The following is a 15,673-nucleotide window of genomic DNA, read 5'->3' as shown; positions in this document are numbered from 1 at the left end:
AGCCCGAGCAGGTCGAAGCGCCGCCGCCGCCGGCCGTCGTCGAGGCTGCGCCGCGCAGCGAACGTCCGCGCCGCGAACGGCCGCGCAAGGAGCACCGCGAGCCGGCCGCCGCCGCGCCGGAACCGATCCGCCAGCATCCGCCGCAGCAAGGGGCCGAGCCGATTCCGCTCCGCCCGCGCCAGAACCAGCCGGACGCTCGCCCCGAGCATCGCAGCCGCCGCGACGAGGCCCGCGAGCCGCGTGTCGTCGGCCTCGGCGACCACGTGCCGGCCTTCCTGCTCCGCCCGGTGCGCGCGGCCGGCTGAGCCGCCGCGCATTCCGCGTCAGCCGAGCAGGCTGCCGATCGCCACCGCCACCAGGATGCCGAGCGCCACCTTCCGATAGAGCGCGTCATGCGCATGCCCGAAGGCGCGCGCACCGAGCCAGGCGGCAAGCAGATAGATCGGCGCCAGCACCAGCACGTCGTAGGCGAGGTCCCAGCCCATCGCGCCGGCAATGCCCAGCGCAATCAACGCGCCGGCATCGACGATGGCGAAGAACACGACCGTGCTCGCCCGCACTTCCGCCGCCGCATAGGGACCGGACAGCAGAAAGAACACGACCGGCGGCCCCGCCATGCCGACCACGCCGTTGAGGAAGCCGGAGAGCAGGCCGGTGCCTGCCGTCGCCAGATCGGTCGGCTTGCCGGTATAGCGCCAGCCGAAGGCCAGCACGGCGACGAAACTCAGTATCAACGCCGACATGGCGATGCGGATCGGCAGCGGCGGCACCAGCAGCAGCGCCGCGACGCCGAGCGGCAGGGCCGCGAGACCGGCCACGGAGAGCAGCGCCATGCGCCGCCAATCCACCTGGTGGCGTACCGCCGGCACGAAGGGCAAGGACAGCACGATCTCCAGCAGCAGGCCGAGCGGCACCGCCCGCGTCGGACCATAGAGGACGGCCAAAGCCGGGATCATGATCATCGCCGATCCGAAGCCGGCGAAGCCGCGCACCAGCCCGGCCAGACCCACCGCGCCGGCCGCCAGCCAGAACCCCTCGCCGATTTCCCCCAATCCAGACACGCCCTGCTCCGCCGCCGCTCCTTCATGCCGAAGTCGCGCGCCCAGGGGAAGCGCTCGCAATTTGCGAGCATTGCAATTTTTGCTGATTTGCGCTAAACTAGAAGACTTTCATCAAGGGATGTCGCGATGACCCTTCTCAACACCACCGGAAACGCCCACACAGGCGATACCGGCCCGGCCGAAGCCGAAGACGGCAGGCTCGAAGCCGCCAGCCGGCGGCCAGACCTCGCCATGATGACGGAGGCCGAGCTGACACGTCACCTCGAAGCCGCCCTCGCCGCGGAAGTCGCCGCCGAGGCCGCACGACAGCCTACGGTCCTAGCGCTTGATACAAATATTTCGGCAGATCCCAAAGCACCGCCCGCCCCGGCCGGCATCACCCGGCGCGGCACGCCGCGCATCCGCCGGCGCGATGTGAAATGGCGGCACGCCGCTGTCATGATCGCCCGCGGCGTCGGCGTCACCGAGATCTCCTATGAATACGGCGTCTGCGAAAGCCAGATCCTGCGCAATCTGCGCCGGTCGGCCCGGTTTCGGCAATGGATCCGCGAAGCCGAGGCCGCGGTCGAGGCCGATGCGGCACGGCACGCCGCCTGGCTCCGCCTCCGCGCGGCAGCAAGCCTCGCCGACAAGGCCGAGGGCCGCGACCCGAAGACGCTGGAGCTCATCGCCCGGCAAATCGCCGAACTCGCCCGCAACCGAATCGGCGAGGCCGAAACGCGCCCCGAAGCGGCCTATGCACGGCTATCTGGTTTCACCAAAAAGGATTTCCGCTGAGCGGGCCCGGCGCGCCATAGGATGCCATAGGATTCCATAGGCAATCATTGGCTCCCATAGGCTCCCATTGGCAATCATAGGCCCCCATAGGACGCCATAGGCAGCCATAGGCAGCCATAGGCCGCAAACAGGCGCCGCGGCGGTTTGCTTCCGTGCCCGAAACGCCGCATCCTCCGCCGCCAAACGGCCCTCGGGGAGCGGCGATGCAGACGATTTTCGTGATGGTGAAGTGCGATCTCGGCAAGGCCTACGATGTGGCCGCCGAGGCGGTCGAGACCATGGAGCAGGTCTCCGAGGTGCACTCGACCTCCGGCCAGTATGACCTTCTGATGAAATGCTATCTCAACGACGGCCAGGACATCGGCCATTTCGTGGTGAGCAAGCTGCAGACCATCCCCGGCGTGAAGGACACCTTCACCCTGATCACCTTCAAAGCCTTCACCTGAGGCCAACGTCGGACTCACCGCCAAGAACGCAAAGAGCGCGAAGGAACGCGAAGCGAAGAAAGAAATCCTTGGCGCGCCTTGGCGCTCTTTGCGCCCTTCGCAGTAAGGAAGAGAACACAGCATGGGGGAAGCTGAATGCCAGGCTATGACTACGTGATCGTCGGCGCGGGGTCGGCGGGCTGTGTTCTGGCCAACCGGCTGAGCGCGGACGCGGCCGCCAAGGTGCTGTTGATCGAGGCCGGCCCGCCCGACAAGTCGCCCTTCATCCACATGCCGGCCGGCATCACCAAGCTCCGCGATATCGGCGTTACGTGGCAGTTCGAGACGGCGCCGCAGGCGGCGCTGAACAACCGCCGGCTCTACTGGCCGCGCGGCAGGACGCTCGGCGGGTCCAGCTCGATCAACGCCATGATCTATATCCGCGGCGTGCCGCAGGATTACGACCACTGGCGCCAGCTCGGCAATACGGGCTGGGGCTTCGACGACCTGCTGCCCTATTTCAAAAAGGCGGAAGCCAACGAACGCGGCGCCGATGCGCTGCACGGCGCGGGCGGCCCGCTCAACGTCGCCGACCTGATCTCGGCCAATCCGCTGTCGAAGCTGTTCGTCGAAGCGGCCAAGCAGGCGACCGGGCTCGGCGACAATCGCGACTTCAACGGCCCGGCCCAGGAAGGCTTCGGCCTCTACCAGGTGACGCAGCGCGGGGGCAAGCGCTGGAGCGCCGCGACCGCCTATCTGAAGCCGGCCATGAGGCGGCCCAACCTCACCATCGTCACCGATGCCTATACCAACCGCGTCATCGTCGAGAGTGGCCGCGCCCGCGCGGTGGAGTACCGCAAGGGCAGCGAGACCGTGACGGCCGAGGCGGCGCGCGAGGTGATCCTGTGCGGCGGCGCCGTCAACTCGCCGCAGATCCTGCTGCTCTCCGGCATCGGCCCGGCCGACGAGCTGCGCCAGGCCGGCGTCCGCGTGACGCACGATCTGCCCGGCGTCGGCAAGAACCTGCAGGACCACCTCAACATCAATCTCATCACGAAATGCACGCAGCCGATCACCTATGACGGTCTCGACAAGCCCCTGCCCTCGATCAAGGTCGGCCTGCAATACCTGCTGTTCAAGAAGGGCCCAGGAACGACCAATGTCGCCGAGGCCGGCGGCTTCTGGAAATCGGATGCCGCCGCGGCGACGCCGGACCTGCAGTTCCATTTCATCCCGGCCTATGTGGTCGATCATGCACGGACCAAGATGGAGGGGCACGGCCTGACGCTCGATACCTGCCTGCTCCGCCCGCGATCGACCGGCGAGATCAGGCTCGCCTCCGCCGATCCGGCGGCGGCGCCGCATATCGATCCGCGTTATCTCTCGGACCCCGCCGACCTCAAGCCGCTGGTCGAAGGCTTCAAGATGGCGCGCGAGATCTTCGCCTCGAGCCCGCTCAAGCCTTATGTCGGCGCCGAGTACACGCCGGCGAGCAACCCTCGCAGCGACGCCGAAATCGGCGACTTCGTGCGCGGCTGCGCGGAGACGATCTATCACCCGGTCGGCACCTGCAAAATGGGCGTCGACGCCATGGCCGTGGTCGATCCGACGTTGAGAGTACGTGGGCTGGAGGGGCTGCGCGTGGTCGACGCCTCGATCATGCCGGCCGTGGTCTCCGGCAACACCAACGCGCCCACCATCATGATCGCGGAGAAGGCGGCCGACTTGATCCGACGCGTGGCATGAACGACGCGGCGCCGCCGGAGAAGCCGCACCACACGGGCCACCGGGCCCGTCTGCGCGCGCGCTTCCTGGAGGCGCCGAGCGCCGTGCCGGACTACGAGATCCTGGAGATGATGCTGTTCGCCGCCAATCCGCGCGGCGACATGAAGACGGAGGCAAAGCGCCTGCTCGGCCTGTTCGGCAACAGCTTCGCGCGCCTGCTCAATGCCGACCGCGCGGCGTTGCGCGCGGCCGGGCTCACGGAAGCGCAGATCGGGCCGATCGTGCTGGCACGCGAGGCGGCGACACGTCTCACGCGCGCCGACCTGGCGGAGAAGCCGATCCTGTCCAACTGGCAGGCGCTGCTCGACTACGTCCAGGTGGCCCAGGGCGAAGCGCCGGTCGAGCAGTTCCGCGTGCTCTTCCTCGATCGCAAGAACGCCCTGCTCAAGGACGAGCTGCAGCAGCAAGGCACCATCGACCAGACGCCGGTCTTCCCGCGCGAGGTGGTGAAGCGCGCGCTGGAGCTCGGCGCCTCCGCGCTGATCCTGGTCCACAACCATCCGAGCGGCGACGTGAAGCCCTCCCGCGCCGATATCGAGATGACCAAACAGGTGCGCGACGCCGCCAAGGCGCTCGGCATCAACCTGCACGACCATGTCATCGTCGGCCGCGGCAGGCACGCCAGCTTGAAGTCGATGGGGTTGATCTGATGCCCCCGCCACATGGAGGATGACCGATGCCTTTCTATCGCGATATGACTTGCGAGAACGTGACCATCAAGGGCGACAAGGGAACCCCGATCACCGCCTATGTGGCCAGGCCGTCCGGCGCCGGCCCTTTTCCCGGCGTCGTGCTGATCCACCATCTGCCCGGCTGGAGCGAGCTCTACATCGAGACGACGCGGCGCTTCGCGCATCACGGCTATATGGCGATCTGCGCCAATCTCTATGAGCGCGAGGGCGGCCAGGCCAATCCCGACGACGTCGCCGCCAAGGTGCGGGCCGAGGGCGGCATCGCGGATGCCCAGATGGTCGGCGATACCGAGGCGGCGGTGAGATGGATGCGCGCGCAGCCGAACCACAACGGCAAGGTCGGCCTGTTCGGCTCCTGCTCCGGCGGCCGGCACGCCGTCATCTACGCCTGCCAGCGGAACGACGTCGATGCCTGCGTCGACCTCTGGGGCGGCCGCGTGGTGATGGGCCCGGAGGAGCTCAATGCCAAGACGCCCGCTGCCCCGATCACGATGACCAAGGATCTCTCCTGCCCGCTGCTCGGCCTGTTCGGCAACGACGATCGCGCGCCGAGCCCCGAGCAGGTGAACCAGCACGAAGCCGAGCTGAAGAAGCACGGCAAGGCTTATGAGTTCCATCGCTATGACGGCGCCGGCCACGGTTTCTTCTACTGGCACCGGCCGCTCTATCGGCCCGAGCAGGCGATGGACGGCTGGAGCAAGGTGTTCGCTTTCTTCGGCAAGCATCTCGCGAAGTAGGAGGCAAGCGCATGTGCACCTCGATCATCGAGATCGCGCCCGCCGAGGGCATGGCGAAGCGCGGCGATGCCTGGTTCCCGCTGTCGCAGGCGGTGGTCGCTTATGACCATGCCCGCCATGCCCCGCACGGCGACGTCGTCACGCTGGACTTCATCAACGCCGCTCTCGACCCCGGGGCCCGGGCCGGAATCGAGATGACGCTCGCAACGGCCAAGGAGCTCCGCGCCGCGCTCGATCGCGTGATCGCCGCCGCCGAGTTCGAGGAAGCGGAAGTGAGAGGCCGCGGCGCCCCGCTCAGGATTGTCCGGAGCGCCTGACATGCGTGGAAGTCAGTTGAGAGTTCAGAAATGGAATTGCTGATCTACGAGAACGCCCATCGGCGCATCGGCAGCCTGCTCGGAGACGTCAGGCTGGTGCGCGTGCAGTCGGACGGGCGCCTCGTCCGCGACGGCACGGCGGTCGAGGCCGAAGCACTCAGCCTCGATGCCGCCTATGCCAGCCCCGACATCTTCCGCATCCCCGAAGCCGCGCGCGGCTTCTTCCGGGCGGTGCTGAAATCGTCGACGGTGCGCTGGCTGCAATCCGGCGCCGCCGGCCTCGACGACGCGGCGTTCCAGCGTGTCGCGGCGAAGGGCGTCGCCATCACGGCAAACGACGCGGCCTCGGTCCCGATCGCCGAATACGTGTTCGCCGAGGTGCTGTCGGTGTTCCAGAACCAGGCGGCCCGCCGCAAGGCGCAGGCCGAGCACCGCTGGGACCGCCTCGCCTTCCGCGAGATCGCCGGCACGACCTGGCTGATCGTCGGCCTCGGCGCCATCGGCAATGCGGTGGCGAAGCGTGCCAAGGCCTTCGAGGCTACGGTGCTCGGCATCCGGCAGGATCCGGCGAAAGGCGGCATGGCCGACGAGGTCGCCGGCATGGACGCCCTGCCCCGCTTCCTGCCGCGCGCCGATGTGGTGGTGATCGCGACGCCGCTGACCGAGGCCACCGCGCACCTCGTCGATGCTGCCTTTCTCGACCGCCTGAAACCGGGTGCCGTGCTGGTCAATATCGCTCGCGGCAAGGTCGTGGACGAGGCAGCGCTGCTGGCCGCACTCGACCGGGGCCGGCCGGCCCATGCCGTGCTCGATGTCTTCGTGGACGAGCCGCTGCCGCAGGAGAGCCCGTTCTGGGCGCATCCCGGGGTCACCGTCACCGCGCATGCCGCGGCGCGCGGCGACGGTTTCATCGCCCGCGGCGATCGGCTATTCCTCGACAACCTCGCCCGCTTCCGCGCCGGCGAGCCGCTCCGCAACCTCGCCCGGCTCTGACCCCGCCATGACCACCCTTCCCCCCGGTTTCCGGGAACTCCCGGTGACCGAAGACTTCCTTGCCGTCAACGGCCCGCTCTATGCCCGCCGGGACGGCAACCAGCTGGCACTCGGATTCCGGGTCGAGCAGCGCCATTGCAACCCGGCCCAGAGCTGCCATGGCGGCATGCTGATGACCTTCGCTGACATGCAGCTTGCGATCGGCGCCAATTTCGCCGGCGACCTCAAGCGCTTCCTGCCGACCGTGTCGCTGACCTCGGACTTTCTCGCCCCCGCGCCGCTCGGCAGCTGGGTCGAGGGCCGGGCCGAGATTGCCCGGCAGGCCCGCACCCTGGTCTTCGCCCATGCGCTGATCAGCGCCGACGGAAACCCCGTGGTGCGCGCCAACGGCATCTTCCAGATCAGGGGCGAGCCGGACCCGCGTTTCGACATCCGGGCGCTTTTCGCATGAGCCGCAGGCTTTCAACTCCAGCCGCAGGCGTGTAGAAGCCCCCGCCATGACGCCGCTTTCGCGCCTCCGCAACTTTTCGATCATTGCCCATATCGATCACGGCAAGTCGACGCTCGCCGACCGCCTGATCGAGCGCTGCGGCGGGCTGGAAAAGCGCGAGATGCAGGCCCAGGTGCTCGACAGCATGGATATCGAGCGCGAGCGCGGCATCACCATCAAGGCCCAGACGGTCCGCCTCGAATACAAGGCGCGCGACGGCGAGACCTATGTGCTGAACATGATCGACACCCCGGGCCATGTCGATTTCGCCTACGAGGTGAGCCGCTCGCTCGCCGCCTGCGAGGGCTCGCTGCTGGTGGTGGACGCCAGCCAGGGCGTCGAGGCGCAGACCCTCGCCAACGTCTACCAGGCGATCGACAACAACCACGAGGTCGTGCCGGTCCTCAACAAGATCGACCTGCCGGCGGCGGAGCCCGAGCGCATCCGGGCGCAGATCGAGGAGGTGATCGGCATCGACGCCTCCAACGCGGTGCTGATCTCGGCCAAGACGGGTCTCGGCATCGACGAGGTGCTGGAGGCGCTGGTGACGCGCCTGCCGGCGCCCAAAGGCGATGCCGAAGCGCCGCTCAAGGCGCTGCTGATCGACAGCTGGTACGACGCCTATCTCGGCGTCGTCGTGCTGTTCCGCATCATGGACGGCAGCATGAAGCGGGGTCAGAAGATCCGCTTCATGTCGACCAAGGCGCCCTATGTGGTGGAGCGGCTCGGCGTGTTCACGCCGAAGGGGGTTATGGTCGACGAGCTCGGCCCCGGCGAGATCGGCTTCATGACCGCCTCCATCAAGGAGGTGGCCGATACCAAGGTCGGCGACACCATCACCGACGACAGAAAGCCGGCCGAGGCTGCGCTGCCCGGCTTCAAGCCCTCGGTGCCGGTCGTGTTCTGCGGCCTGTTCCCGACCGACGCGGCGAATTTCATCGAGCTGCGCGAGAGCCTGGCCAAGCTCCGCCTGAACGACGCCAGCTTCCAGTTCGAGACCGAGAGCTCGGCCGCGCTCGGCTTCGGCTTCCGCTGCGGCTTCCTCGGCCTGCTGCATCTGGAGATCATCCAGGAGCGGCTGGAGCGCGAGTTCAACCTGGACCTGATCACCACGGCGCCGTCGGTGATCTACAAGGTGCACATGTCGAGCGGCGAGGTGATCGAGCTGCACAACCCGGCCGACATGCCGGATGCCTCGCGCATCGAGAAGATCGAGGAGCCCTGGATCAAGGCCACCATCATGGTGCCGGACGAGCATCTCGGCTCGATCCTCAAGCTCTGCGAGGAGAAGCGAGGGCAGCAGGTCGACCTCACCTATGCCGGTAACCGTGCCATGGTGGTCTACCACCTGCCGCTCAACGAGGTGGTGTTCGACTTCTACGACCGGCTGAAATCGGTCAGCCGCGGCTATGCCTCGTTCGACTACCAGATCGAGGAGTACCGCGAGGGCGACCTGGTGAAGATGTCGATCCTGGTCAACGGCGACCCGGTCGATGCGCTCGCCATGATCGTGCACAAGAGCCGGGCCGAGCAGCGCGGGCGCCAGCTCTGCGAGCGGTTGAAGGACCTGATCCCGCGCCAGCTGTTCAAGATCGCCGTCCAGGCGGCGATCGGCGCCAAGGTGATCGCGCGCGAGACGATCAGCGCGCTGCGCAAGGACGTGCTGGCCAAGTGCTATGGCGGCGATGTCAGCCGCAAGCGCAAGCTGCTCGACAAGCAGAAGGCCGGCAAGAAGCGCATGCGCCAGGTCGGCAATGTCGAGATCCCGCAGGAAGCCTTCTTGGCCGCCCTCAAGATCGGCGAGCAGTGAGGCCTGCGAGGATCAGCAGCACGAGGCCGAGTCCGCCGAGTACCCCCCAGGCGGGCCAGGTCAGCACGGTAACCACGCCCGGCTCCCAGATCTGCGGCGCGAGATAGCGCTGGATCAGTGCCTGGGTCAGGTTGAGGCTGCCGGGGCTCAGGTCGTACCAGAGCTTGCCGAGCGGAATCACCGCCCACTTGCCGGCCCCGAAGCTGCGCGCCATCTCGATGCCGGCAACGATCACGGCGGCCGCCACCAGCAGCAGGCCGACAATCCGGACGACGAACCGCATCGCTTGCTACCCCGCGAGCCAGCTGTGGCAACCCGTTCGCTCCGCCAGCCCGCGCGCAGCCGGGTCGGCGGCGGCGTAGCGCTGTCTGAGCGCCGCGAGCGAGCGGGCGTGGTACTTCTGCGGCACCTGCGCAAAGGGCTCGCCGCGCAGCAGCACCTCGAAGCGCTCGCCGCCGCCCTCGATCGCCCGTGCATTGGCGGAGCTCCAGGGCAGGAACACCTCCGCCACCTCGTCGGCGATCAGCGGCTCGAGCGTCGGGGCAAGGCTCTTCCAGGTCTCGAACGAGCCGTCGGCGCTCGGCGCCAGCATGCGCTCGCACCAGGCGAGCACGCGCGGCGCGCGGAAGCGAATCAGCGCGCCGGGCGTGGGATCGGTCGAAGCCTCGTAGACTTGCGCGAACAGGCCGAAATCGCCGAAGGCCGGACGCGCGCCGAACAGGAACGGCCGGCTCGCCAGATGCGCGTTCAGATGATCGAGCAGCCGGGCGAAGGACGCCTCGATGGCACCGCGCGTCTCCGGACCGGAGCCGACAAAGCCGAGCCGCGGCACCATCCGCTCACGCACGGCTGCTGCCGCCTTCTTCAGCGCTGGCCCTTCGGCGGCGAAGCGGCTCCTGGCGATGCGGGTCGCGGCCGAGACCTGGTCTGCCTCATAGGTCCAGCGGTAGTGGAACATCGGCTTGTTGACCCACTCGTCGCCGTATTCCTCCAGCAGCGCCGAGGCAAACGCCGCCGTCGGATCGGACGGGTGGATCGAAGGATCCGGGTGCCGCGCCTCCAGGGCCTCGATGATCGGCGTGGAATCCTGCAGCGCGGTGCCGTCGGGCGCGACGACAAGCGGGATCAGCGGCAGCTTGGCGTACTTGGCGAATTCCGCCTCGTTGGCAGGTCCCCGCACGATCCATTCATGCGGCAGCCGCTTGTAGCGGAACCAGGACCGCACCTTCACCGAATAGGGCGAAAGCTCGGAGCCGAATATGCGGTAGGTGTCGGTCATGCGGCAGCGCCCTGATGCAGCGGTTTGGAGAGTAAATTCAGACAGCCGGCGGCCGAAAGCAGCGGTTCCAGCCGCCGGCGCGCGTCGGTGGGAAGCGCAGCGAAACAATGCCGCAGCGTGTCGAGACACTTCACCTGGTAGCGGAAAGTGCCCTGCCGATACGGATGTCCGTCCAGCTCGACCTCGAACGCCTCGCGTCCTTCCGCGAAGGCCGCCGCATTGGCCGCCAGGAACGGCAGATAGCAGCGGCCGACGAGATCCAACAGATCGGTGGTCGCCCGCGACGGCGTCGGCAGCCACGCGCCGTCATGGCCCGAAAGATCGTCGAGCCTGAGCAGCCACGGAAGCAGCGACGGCGCCTCGGCTCGCATGACCGCCGCCGGGGTCGGATCGGTCGCCAGGATCATCAGCTGACCATACAGGGCGAAATCGGCAATCGATGGCCGGGTCCCGAACAGGAACGGCTGATCCTCGAAGCCGCGCTCCAGCACCGCCAGCAGCTGGCGATAGCCAGCCTCGATCAGCGGCCGGTTGCCGGCGGTGCAGCCGACCAGGGCCATCCGCCCGACCTGGCGATCGTTGAAGGCCGCGCCCGCCGCTTCGCGCTCGGCCCTGGGGGCGCCGAGCAGACGGTCGCCGATCACCCAGCCGGCGGCAAAGCGTCGATCCGCCTCGTACCACCAGCGATAATGGAACATCGCCTTGGTGACCCATTCGTCGGCAAAATCCTCGATCAGCAGCGCGAGGAAGGCCTGCGCGGGATCTTCGGGCAGGATCGACCGGTCGTTCACGACCCGCCGCTCGAGCTCGAGCGCCATCGGCGTCGAGTCCACCAGGTATTCCCCATCCGGCGTCTGCAGCACCGGGATGACGGCGGGCCGGATATGGGCGATCTCACGGCTTGCCGCCGCGTCGCGCCGCACCCACAGAAACGGGATGCGGCGATAGCGCAGCATTGCCCTTACCTTCACGGAATAGGGCGATGAGTTGATGCCGATCAGCCGGTAGCAGCCGCCCGCGTCGGACACGGCGTCAGATCGTCTTCAGCGGCGCACCCTGCAGCGGGAGCAGCACGCAATAAAGCTTCACCGACTTTGCCCAGTCGCAGAACCGCCGCGCTTCGTCGTCGCTGTCGAAGCCGGCGGCGAGCAGCCGGGTATAGGTGCGTCCGTTCACCTGCGTCTCGCTGGTCCGCGGCTCCAGCTTGGCGAACATGTCCTTGTATTGCAGCCGGAGCTTGGCCCAGCCGCGCATCGCATCGGCAAGCCTGCCGTAAGAGGCGACATGGGCCACCACCGGCGCCGGCTTCGGCTCCTGCTTTGGCATCGTGACCGGCGGCGGCATGGCGGCAACCGGACCGGCCGCAGGCGCGATCTCGCTCCCGGCCGCGGCATCCTCCTCCGCAGCGCAGGCCGCCAGCAGCGCAGCCGCAGCCAAGCCGAAGACCGGCAACGATCGACCGCATTTCGGCATGCCGCGCCTCCCTTGGCACCCTTCGAAGTTTCGCAAGTGTAGCCGAGCCGGTGGGCGGCGCCTAATGCCGGCGGCCGGCGGCGAAAGGCGCCGCCATCCGGTTCGGTTCGCCGGTCGCGAAGGAGGCCCGGAATGCGCCGATTCCCGCCCGGACCGCCTGGTCCAGGGTCAACGTCTCCCATTGCCGCATCAGCGATTTCTGCAACCGCACCGCTTCCGGCCCGGCCGCGAGAATCGAGCCAAGCCATGCCTCGACCGCGGCGTCGAGCGCTTCCGGCGCCACCACTTTCTCAACAAGTCCGATCCGGTGGGCTTCGGCAGCGTCGATATTCTCGCCCAGCAGCAGCATCTCGCTCGCCCGGCCCCAGCCGATCAGCCGCGGCAGCAGTGCCGCTTCGATCACCGAAGGCATGCCGATCTTCACTTCCGGCATGCCGAACACCGCATTGGCCGACGCGATGCGCAGGTCACAGCCGGCGGCCACTTCCAGGCCGGCGCCCAGGCAATAGCCGTTCACCCGTGCGATCACTGGGACCGGCAGCGCCCTGAGCGCCGCAATCGCCCGGTGGATCGAGGTGATGAAGGCTTCCGCTGCCGTCGGGTCGAGCCCGGCCATGACCTTGATATCGGCCCCGCCAATGAAGGCCTTGGGCCCGGCCCCCGTCAGCACCACGGCGCGCAGCCCGGCCTGGTCGCGCAGACCGCCGGCGGCCTCGGTCAGGGCAGCGATCGCCTCGGGGTCCATGGCATTCAGCTTCTCCGGCCGCTGAATGGTGAGCCACGCAACCTCTCCGTCATCCCGTTGCTGGATCCGGACCCCGACCCGAGAACTGATGGCCATGATTCCACTCCGCTTTTCCTGCCATGCCTTCGGCGCAGGTTTGTAGCGGAGCACGGTCATCCCTGCCATCGGCGATCCGCGGCGCCAATTCCGCACGGTTTTGTGACGAGGGTCACCGGAATCAGGCCACCCGCCGGCATTTACGTTGTTGACGTGCTAACGCCCCTATGACATATTCTCGTCCGTTATATGGCAATACGGAGTGAGCACGGAGAGGGCTATGACACGTGAGGCCGAATACCAATACGAACATCCGGATTATGCACCGCAGCACCTGTCGGCGGTGTCGGCCTTGGGTGGACTGAGCCTGTGGTTCGCTGGCCTGGTCGGCCTCGCCGTCTTATGGCTCGCCTGAGGCGGGCCGAACACGCGGCTTTCGGCGCCATCTCGGCTCAGCGCCATCTCGGCTCAGTGCAGCCGGAGCTCCGTCGGCGTCCGGACATTGCCGGGATGGACGATGCCGCAGCTCGCCACCCGGACCGAATGCAGGCGCCCCTCCAGGCTGCTGTGCCAGAAATCCAGGAACTTCCGCAGCACCGGGAATTCGGGTGACAGGTCAAGATCCTGCCAGATGTAGCTCTGCAGCAGCTGGGGATGATCGGGCATGTGATACAGGATCTCCGCCGTGGTCAGGCGGTAGCTCTTGAGTTGACGCACAAGCTCCATGGACAGGCTCCACGCATGCACTGGCGACTCAGGTAACTATTCGAGCTTGCCGTTGGCTCCTTAAAAGTCAATGAAATCAGACTGTTAGCACTCACAAGCAGCGAGTGCTGCCACACCTCTTGAACTCCCCCTTTTGCCTTCCCACATCGCGGGCGGTTTCGGGGGGCGGCGTCGCGCGCCGTATCGCCGCTCCCGGGCTACCGCCGGCAGCGGAGAAGGCTTCCTGCCGGCCCGTCGAACGAAGATGGACAGCTTGGAGGAAGACCATGAGGTTCAAGCCATTGCATGACCGCGTGCTGGTCCGCCGCCTGGAGGAGGAAGAGAAGACCAGGGGCGGGATCATCATCCCCGACACCGCCAAGGAGAAGCCGATGCAGGGCGAAGTGATCGCGGCCGGCCCCGGCGCGGTGGACGAAAAGACCGGAAAGCGCATCGCGCTCGATGTCCGGGTCGGCGATCGGATCCTGTTCGGCAAGTGGTCCAGCACGGAAGTGAAGATCGACGGGCAGGAGCTCGTGATCATGAAGGAATCCGACATCATGGGCGTCATTGAGGACGCCGCGGTGACGCGGAAGGCCGCCTAACCCATCAAACCCAGACAGCAGAATTCGGAGGTCGTAGATATGGCTGCGAAGGAAGTCCGCTTCAGCGCCGATGCCCGCCAGCGCATGCTGCGCGGCGTCGACATCCTGGCCGACGCGGTGAAGGTGACCCTGGGCCCGAAGGGCCGCAACGTGGTGCTCGACAAGTCGTTCGGCGCGCCGCGCATCACCAAGGACGGCGTGACGGTCGCCAAGGAGATCGAGCTCGCCGACAAGTTCGAGAACATGGGCGCCCAGATGGTGCGCGAAGTGGCCTCGAAGACCAACGACACCGCCGGTGACGGCACCACGACGGCCACGGTTCTCGCCCAGGCGATCGTGCGCGAGGGCGCCAAGGCGGTGGCCGCCGGCATGAACCCGATGGACCTGAAGCGCGGCGTCGACAAGGCCGTGGAGGTCATCGTCGAGGACCTCAAGAAGCGCTCGAAGAAGGTGACGTCGAACGACGAAATCGCCCAGGTCGGCACCATCTCGGCCAACGGCGAGAGCGAGATCGGCGCCATGATCGCCAAGGCGATGCAGAAGGTCGGCAACGAGGGCGTGATCACGGTCGAGGAGGCGAAGAGCCTGGAGACCGAGCTCGACATCGTCGAGGGCATGCAGTTCGACCGCGGCTATATCTCCCCCTACTTCGTCACCAATGTCGACAAGATGCGGACCGAGCTCGAGGATCCCTACATCCTGATCCACGAGAAGAAGCTCTCCGGGCTGCAGCCGATGCTGCCGCTGCTGGAATCCGTCGTGCAGACCGGCAAGCCGCTGCTGATCATCGCCGAGGATATCGAGGGCGAGGCGCTGGCGACCCTGGTGGTGAACAAGCTGCGCGGCGGCCTGAAGGTCGCGGCGGTGAAGGCGCCGGGCTTCGGTGATCGCCGCAAGGCGATGCTGGAAGACATCGCCACGCTCACCGCCGGCCAGGTGATCTCCGAAGATCTCGGCATCAAGCTCGAGAACGTCAGCCTGCAGATGCTCGGTCGCGCCAAGAAGGTCACCATCGACAAGGAGAACACCACCATCGTCGACGGCGTCGGCAAGAAGAAGGACATCGAGGCGCGCTGCGGGCAGATCCGCCAGCAGATCGAGGAGACGACGTCGGACTACGACCGCGAGAAGCTGCAGGAGCGGCTGGCGAAGCTCGCCGGCGGCGTGGCGGTGATCAAGGTCGGCGGCGCCACCGAGGTCGAGGTGAAGGAGCGCAAGGACCGCGTCGACGACGCGCTCCACGCGACCCGCGCCGCGGTCGAGGAAGGCCTGCTGCCGGGCGGCGGCGCCGCGCTCTACTACGCGACCCGCGCGCTCGCCAACCTCAAGGGCGACAACCACGACCAGCAGGTCGGCATCGATATCGTGCGCAAGGCCCTGCAAGCCCCGGCGCGGCAGATCGCCGAGAATGCCGGCACCGACGGCTCGGTCGTGATCGGCAAGCTCGCCGATTCCAAGTCGACGACCTGGGGCTTCGATGCCCAGGCCGGCGAGTACACCGACCTGGTGAAGGCCGGCATCATCGACCCGACCAAGGTGGTGCGCAGCGCGCTGCAGGATGCCGCATCCGTCGCCGGTCTCCTGATCACCACCGAGGCGATGGTTGCCGAGAAGCCGGAGAAGAAGGCCGCGATGCCGGCCATGCCGCCGGGCGGCGGCATGGGCGACATGGACTTCTGATCCGTCCATCGCGTTACCCCGGGGAAGGGCCGCCTTGCGCGGCCCTTTCTTTTTCCGCCGCTC

At 67.4% G+C, this 15,673-nt stretch carries 19 protein-coding genes and 1 pseudogene; 13 read left to right on the top strand and 7 right to left on the bottom strand.

Features of this window, described 5'->3' with window-relative positions:
- Positions 1-305 (top strand): annotated as a pseudogene (locus tag DT074_RS11370) (DEAD/DEAH box helicase); the annotation flags it as partial.
- 18 nt (positions 306-323) lie between these two features.
- Here the strand turns inward: DT074_RS11370 and DT074_RS11365 are convergent.
- Positions 324-1,061: a sulfite exporter TauE/SafE family protein gene (locus DT074_RS11365; protein WP_162914825.1), complete on the bottom strand. Its 738-nt coding sequence runs from the start codon at positions 1,059-1,061 to the stop codon at positions 324-326.
- A gap of 126 nt (positions 1,062-1,187) precedes the next feature.
- On the opposite strand from DT074_RS11365, the gene DT074_RS11360 reads away from it, so the two are divergent.
- The 9 genes from DT074_RS11360 to lepA all read left to right on the top strand — a co-directional run bounded on the left by DT074_RS11360 (position 1,188) and on the right by lepA (position 9,087).
- Positions 1,188-1,838, top strand: a complete 651-nt coding sequence (locus DT074_RS11360) for a hypothetical protein (RefSeq protein WP_119419964.1) — start codon at positions 1,188-1,190, stop codon at positions 1,836-1,838.
- A 203-nt stretch (positions 1,839-2,041) separates the two neighbouring features.
- Entirely contained in the window at positions 2,042-2,284 is a 243-nt protein-coding gene (locus DT074_RS11355; RefSeq protein ID WP_119419963.1) for an Lrp/AsnC ligand binding domain-containing protein, read from the top strand.
- Positions 2,285-2,419: 135 nt separating this feature from the next.
- Positions 2,420-4,009, top strand: coding sequence for a GMC family oxidoreductase (locus tag DT074_RS11350; RefSeq protein ID WP_119419962.1), 1,590 nt, complete (start codon positions 2,420-2,422; stop codon positions 4,007-4,009).
- Positions 4,006-4,698 carry a RadC family protein gene (radC, locus tag DT074_RS11345; RefSeq protein ID WP_119419961.1) on the top strand — a complete coding sequence of 231 codons (693 nt, stop codon included), beginning with the start codon at positions 4,006-4,008 and terminating at the stop codon, positions 4,696-4,698. Before DT074_RS11350 ends, radC begins: the two co-directional genes overlap by 4 nt.
- A 26-nt stretch (positions 4,699-4,724) precedes the next feature.
- Positions 4,725-5,477, top strand: a complete 753-nt coding sequence (locus tag DT074_RS11340; RefSeq protein WP_119419960.1) for a dienelactone hydrolase family protein — start codon at positions 4,725-4,727, stop codon at positions 5,475-5,477.
- Between the two features lie 11 nt (positions 5,478-5,488).
- Positions 5,489-5,794, top strand: coding sequence for a DUF6295 family protein (locus DT074_RS11335; RefSeq protein ID WP_119419959.1), 306 nt, complete (start codon positions 5,489-5,491; stop codon positions 5,792-5,794).
- Between the two features lie 30 nt (positions 5,795-5,824).
- Positions 5,825-6,787 carry a D-2-hydroxyacid dehydrogenase gene (locus tag DT074_RS11330; RefSeq protein WP_119419958.1) on the top strand — a complete coding sequence of 321 codons (963 nt, stop codon included), beginning with the start codon at positions 5,825-5,827 and terminating at the stop codon, positions 6,785-6,787.
- A gap of 43 nt (positions 6,788-6,830) precedes the next feature.
- Entirely contained in the window at positions 6,831-7,238 is a 408-nt protein-coding gene (locus DT074_RS28045; protein WP_162914824.1) for a PaaI family thioesterase, read from the top strand.
- A gap of 46 nt (positions 7,239-7,284) precedes the next feature.
- Entirely contained in the window at positions 7,285-9,087 is a 1,803-nt protein-coding gene (gene lepA / locus DT074_RS11320; protein ID WP_119419956.1) for a translation elongation factor 4, read from the top strand.
- On the opposite strand, the gene DT074_RS11315 is transcribed toward lepA, so the two are convergent.
- From DT074_RS11315 to DT074_RS11295, 5 genes are all read right to left on the bottom strand, one after another.
- Positions 9,068-9,370 (bottom strand): hypothetical protein, encoded by a 303-nt coding sequence (locus DT074_RS11315; RefSeq protein ID WP_119419955.1) that lies wholly within the window; start codon positions 9,368-9,370, stop codon positions 9,068-9,070. The genes lepA and DT074_RS11315 overlap by 20 nt on opposite strands.
- Before the next feature lie 6 nt (positions 9,371-9,376).
- Complete coding sequence (locus DT074_RS11310) at positions 9,377-10,366, bottom strand: glutathione S-transferase family protein (protein ID WP_119419954.1); 990 nt, start codon at positions 10,364-10,366, stop codon at positions 9,377-9,379.
- Complete coding sequence (locus DT074_RS11305; protein WP_368744612.1) at positions 10,363-11,394, bottom strand: glutathione S-transferase family protein; 1,032 nt, start codon at positions 11,392-11,394, stop codon at positions 10,363-10,365. The genes DT074_RS11310 and DT074_RS11305 overlap by 4 nt, the downstream gene beginning before the upstream one ends.
- Before the next feature lie 4 nt (positions 11,395-11,398).
- Positions 11,399-11,839: an SPOR domain-containing protein gene (locus DT074_RS11300; protein ID WP_119419953.1), complete on the bottom strand. Its 441-nt coding sequence runs from the start codon at positions 11,837-11,839 to the stop codon at positions 11,399-11,401.
- A 61-nt stretch (positions 11,840-11,900) separates the two neighbouring features.
- Entirely contained in the window at positions 11,901-12,680 is a 780-nt protein-coding gene (locus tag DT074_RS11295) for an enoyl-CoA hydratase (RefSeq protein WP_119419970.1), read from the bottom strand.
- Between the two features lie 220 nt (positions 12,681-12,900).
- On the opposite strand from DT074_RS11295, the gene DT074_RS28490 reads away from it, so the two are divergent.
- On the top strand, positions 12,901-13,035 hold the full coding sequence (locus DT074_RS28490; RefSeq protein WP_368744611.1) for a hypothetical protein: 135 nt from the start codon (positions 12,901-12,903) through the stop codon (positions 13,033-13,035).
- A gap of 53 nt (positions 13,036-13,088) precedes the next feature.
- Here the strand turns inward: DT074_RS28490 and DT074_RS11290 are convergent, their stop codons facing one another.
- On the bottom strand, positions 13,089-13,346 hold the full coding sequence (locus DT074_RS11290) for an usg protein (RefSeq protein ID WP_119419952.1): 258 nt from the start codon (positions 13,344-13,346) through the stop codon (positions 13,089-13,091).
- 266 nt (positions 13,347-13,612) lie between these two features.
- On the opposite strand from DT074_RS11290, the gene DT074_RS11285 reads away from it, so the two are divergent.
- Together DT074_RS11285 and groL are read left to right on the top strand one after the other, a co-directional pair.
- Positions 13,613-13,930 (top strand): co-chaperone GroES, encoded by a 318-nt coding sequence (locus DT074_RS11285; protein WP_119419951.1) that lies wholly within the window; start codon positions 13,613-13,615, stop codon positions 13,928-13,930.
- Between the two features lie 39 nt (positions 13,931-13,969).
- Positions 13,970-15,610: a chaperonin GroEL gene (gene groL, locus DT074_RS11280; RefSeq protein ID WP_119419950.1), complete on the top strand. Its 1,641-nt coding sequence runs from the start codon at positions 13,970-13,972 to the stop codon at positions 15,608-15,610.
- Positions 15,611-15,673 lie beyond the last annotated feature (63 nt).

Source organism: Desertibaculum subflavum, assembly GCA_003576705.1.
GTDB lineage: Bacteria > Pseudomonadota > Alphaproteobacteria > Ferrovibrionales > Ferrovibrionaceae > Desertibaculum > Desertibaculum subflavum.
The sequence above is the reverse complement of the archived record's forward strand: the minus strand, read 5'-3'. Positions and strand labels throughout refer to the sequence as shown.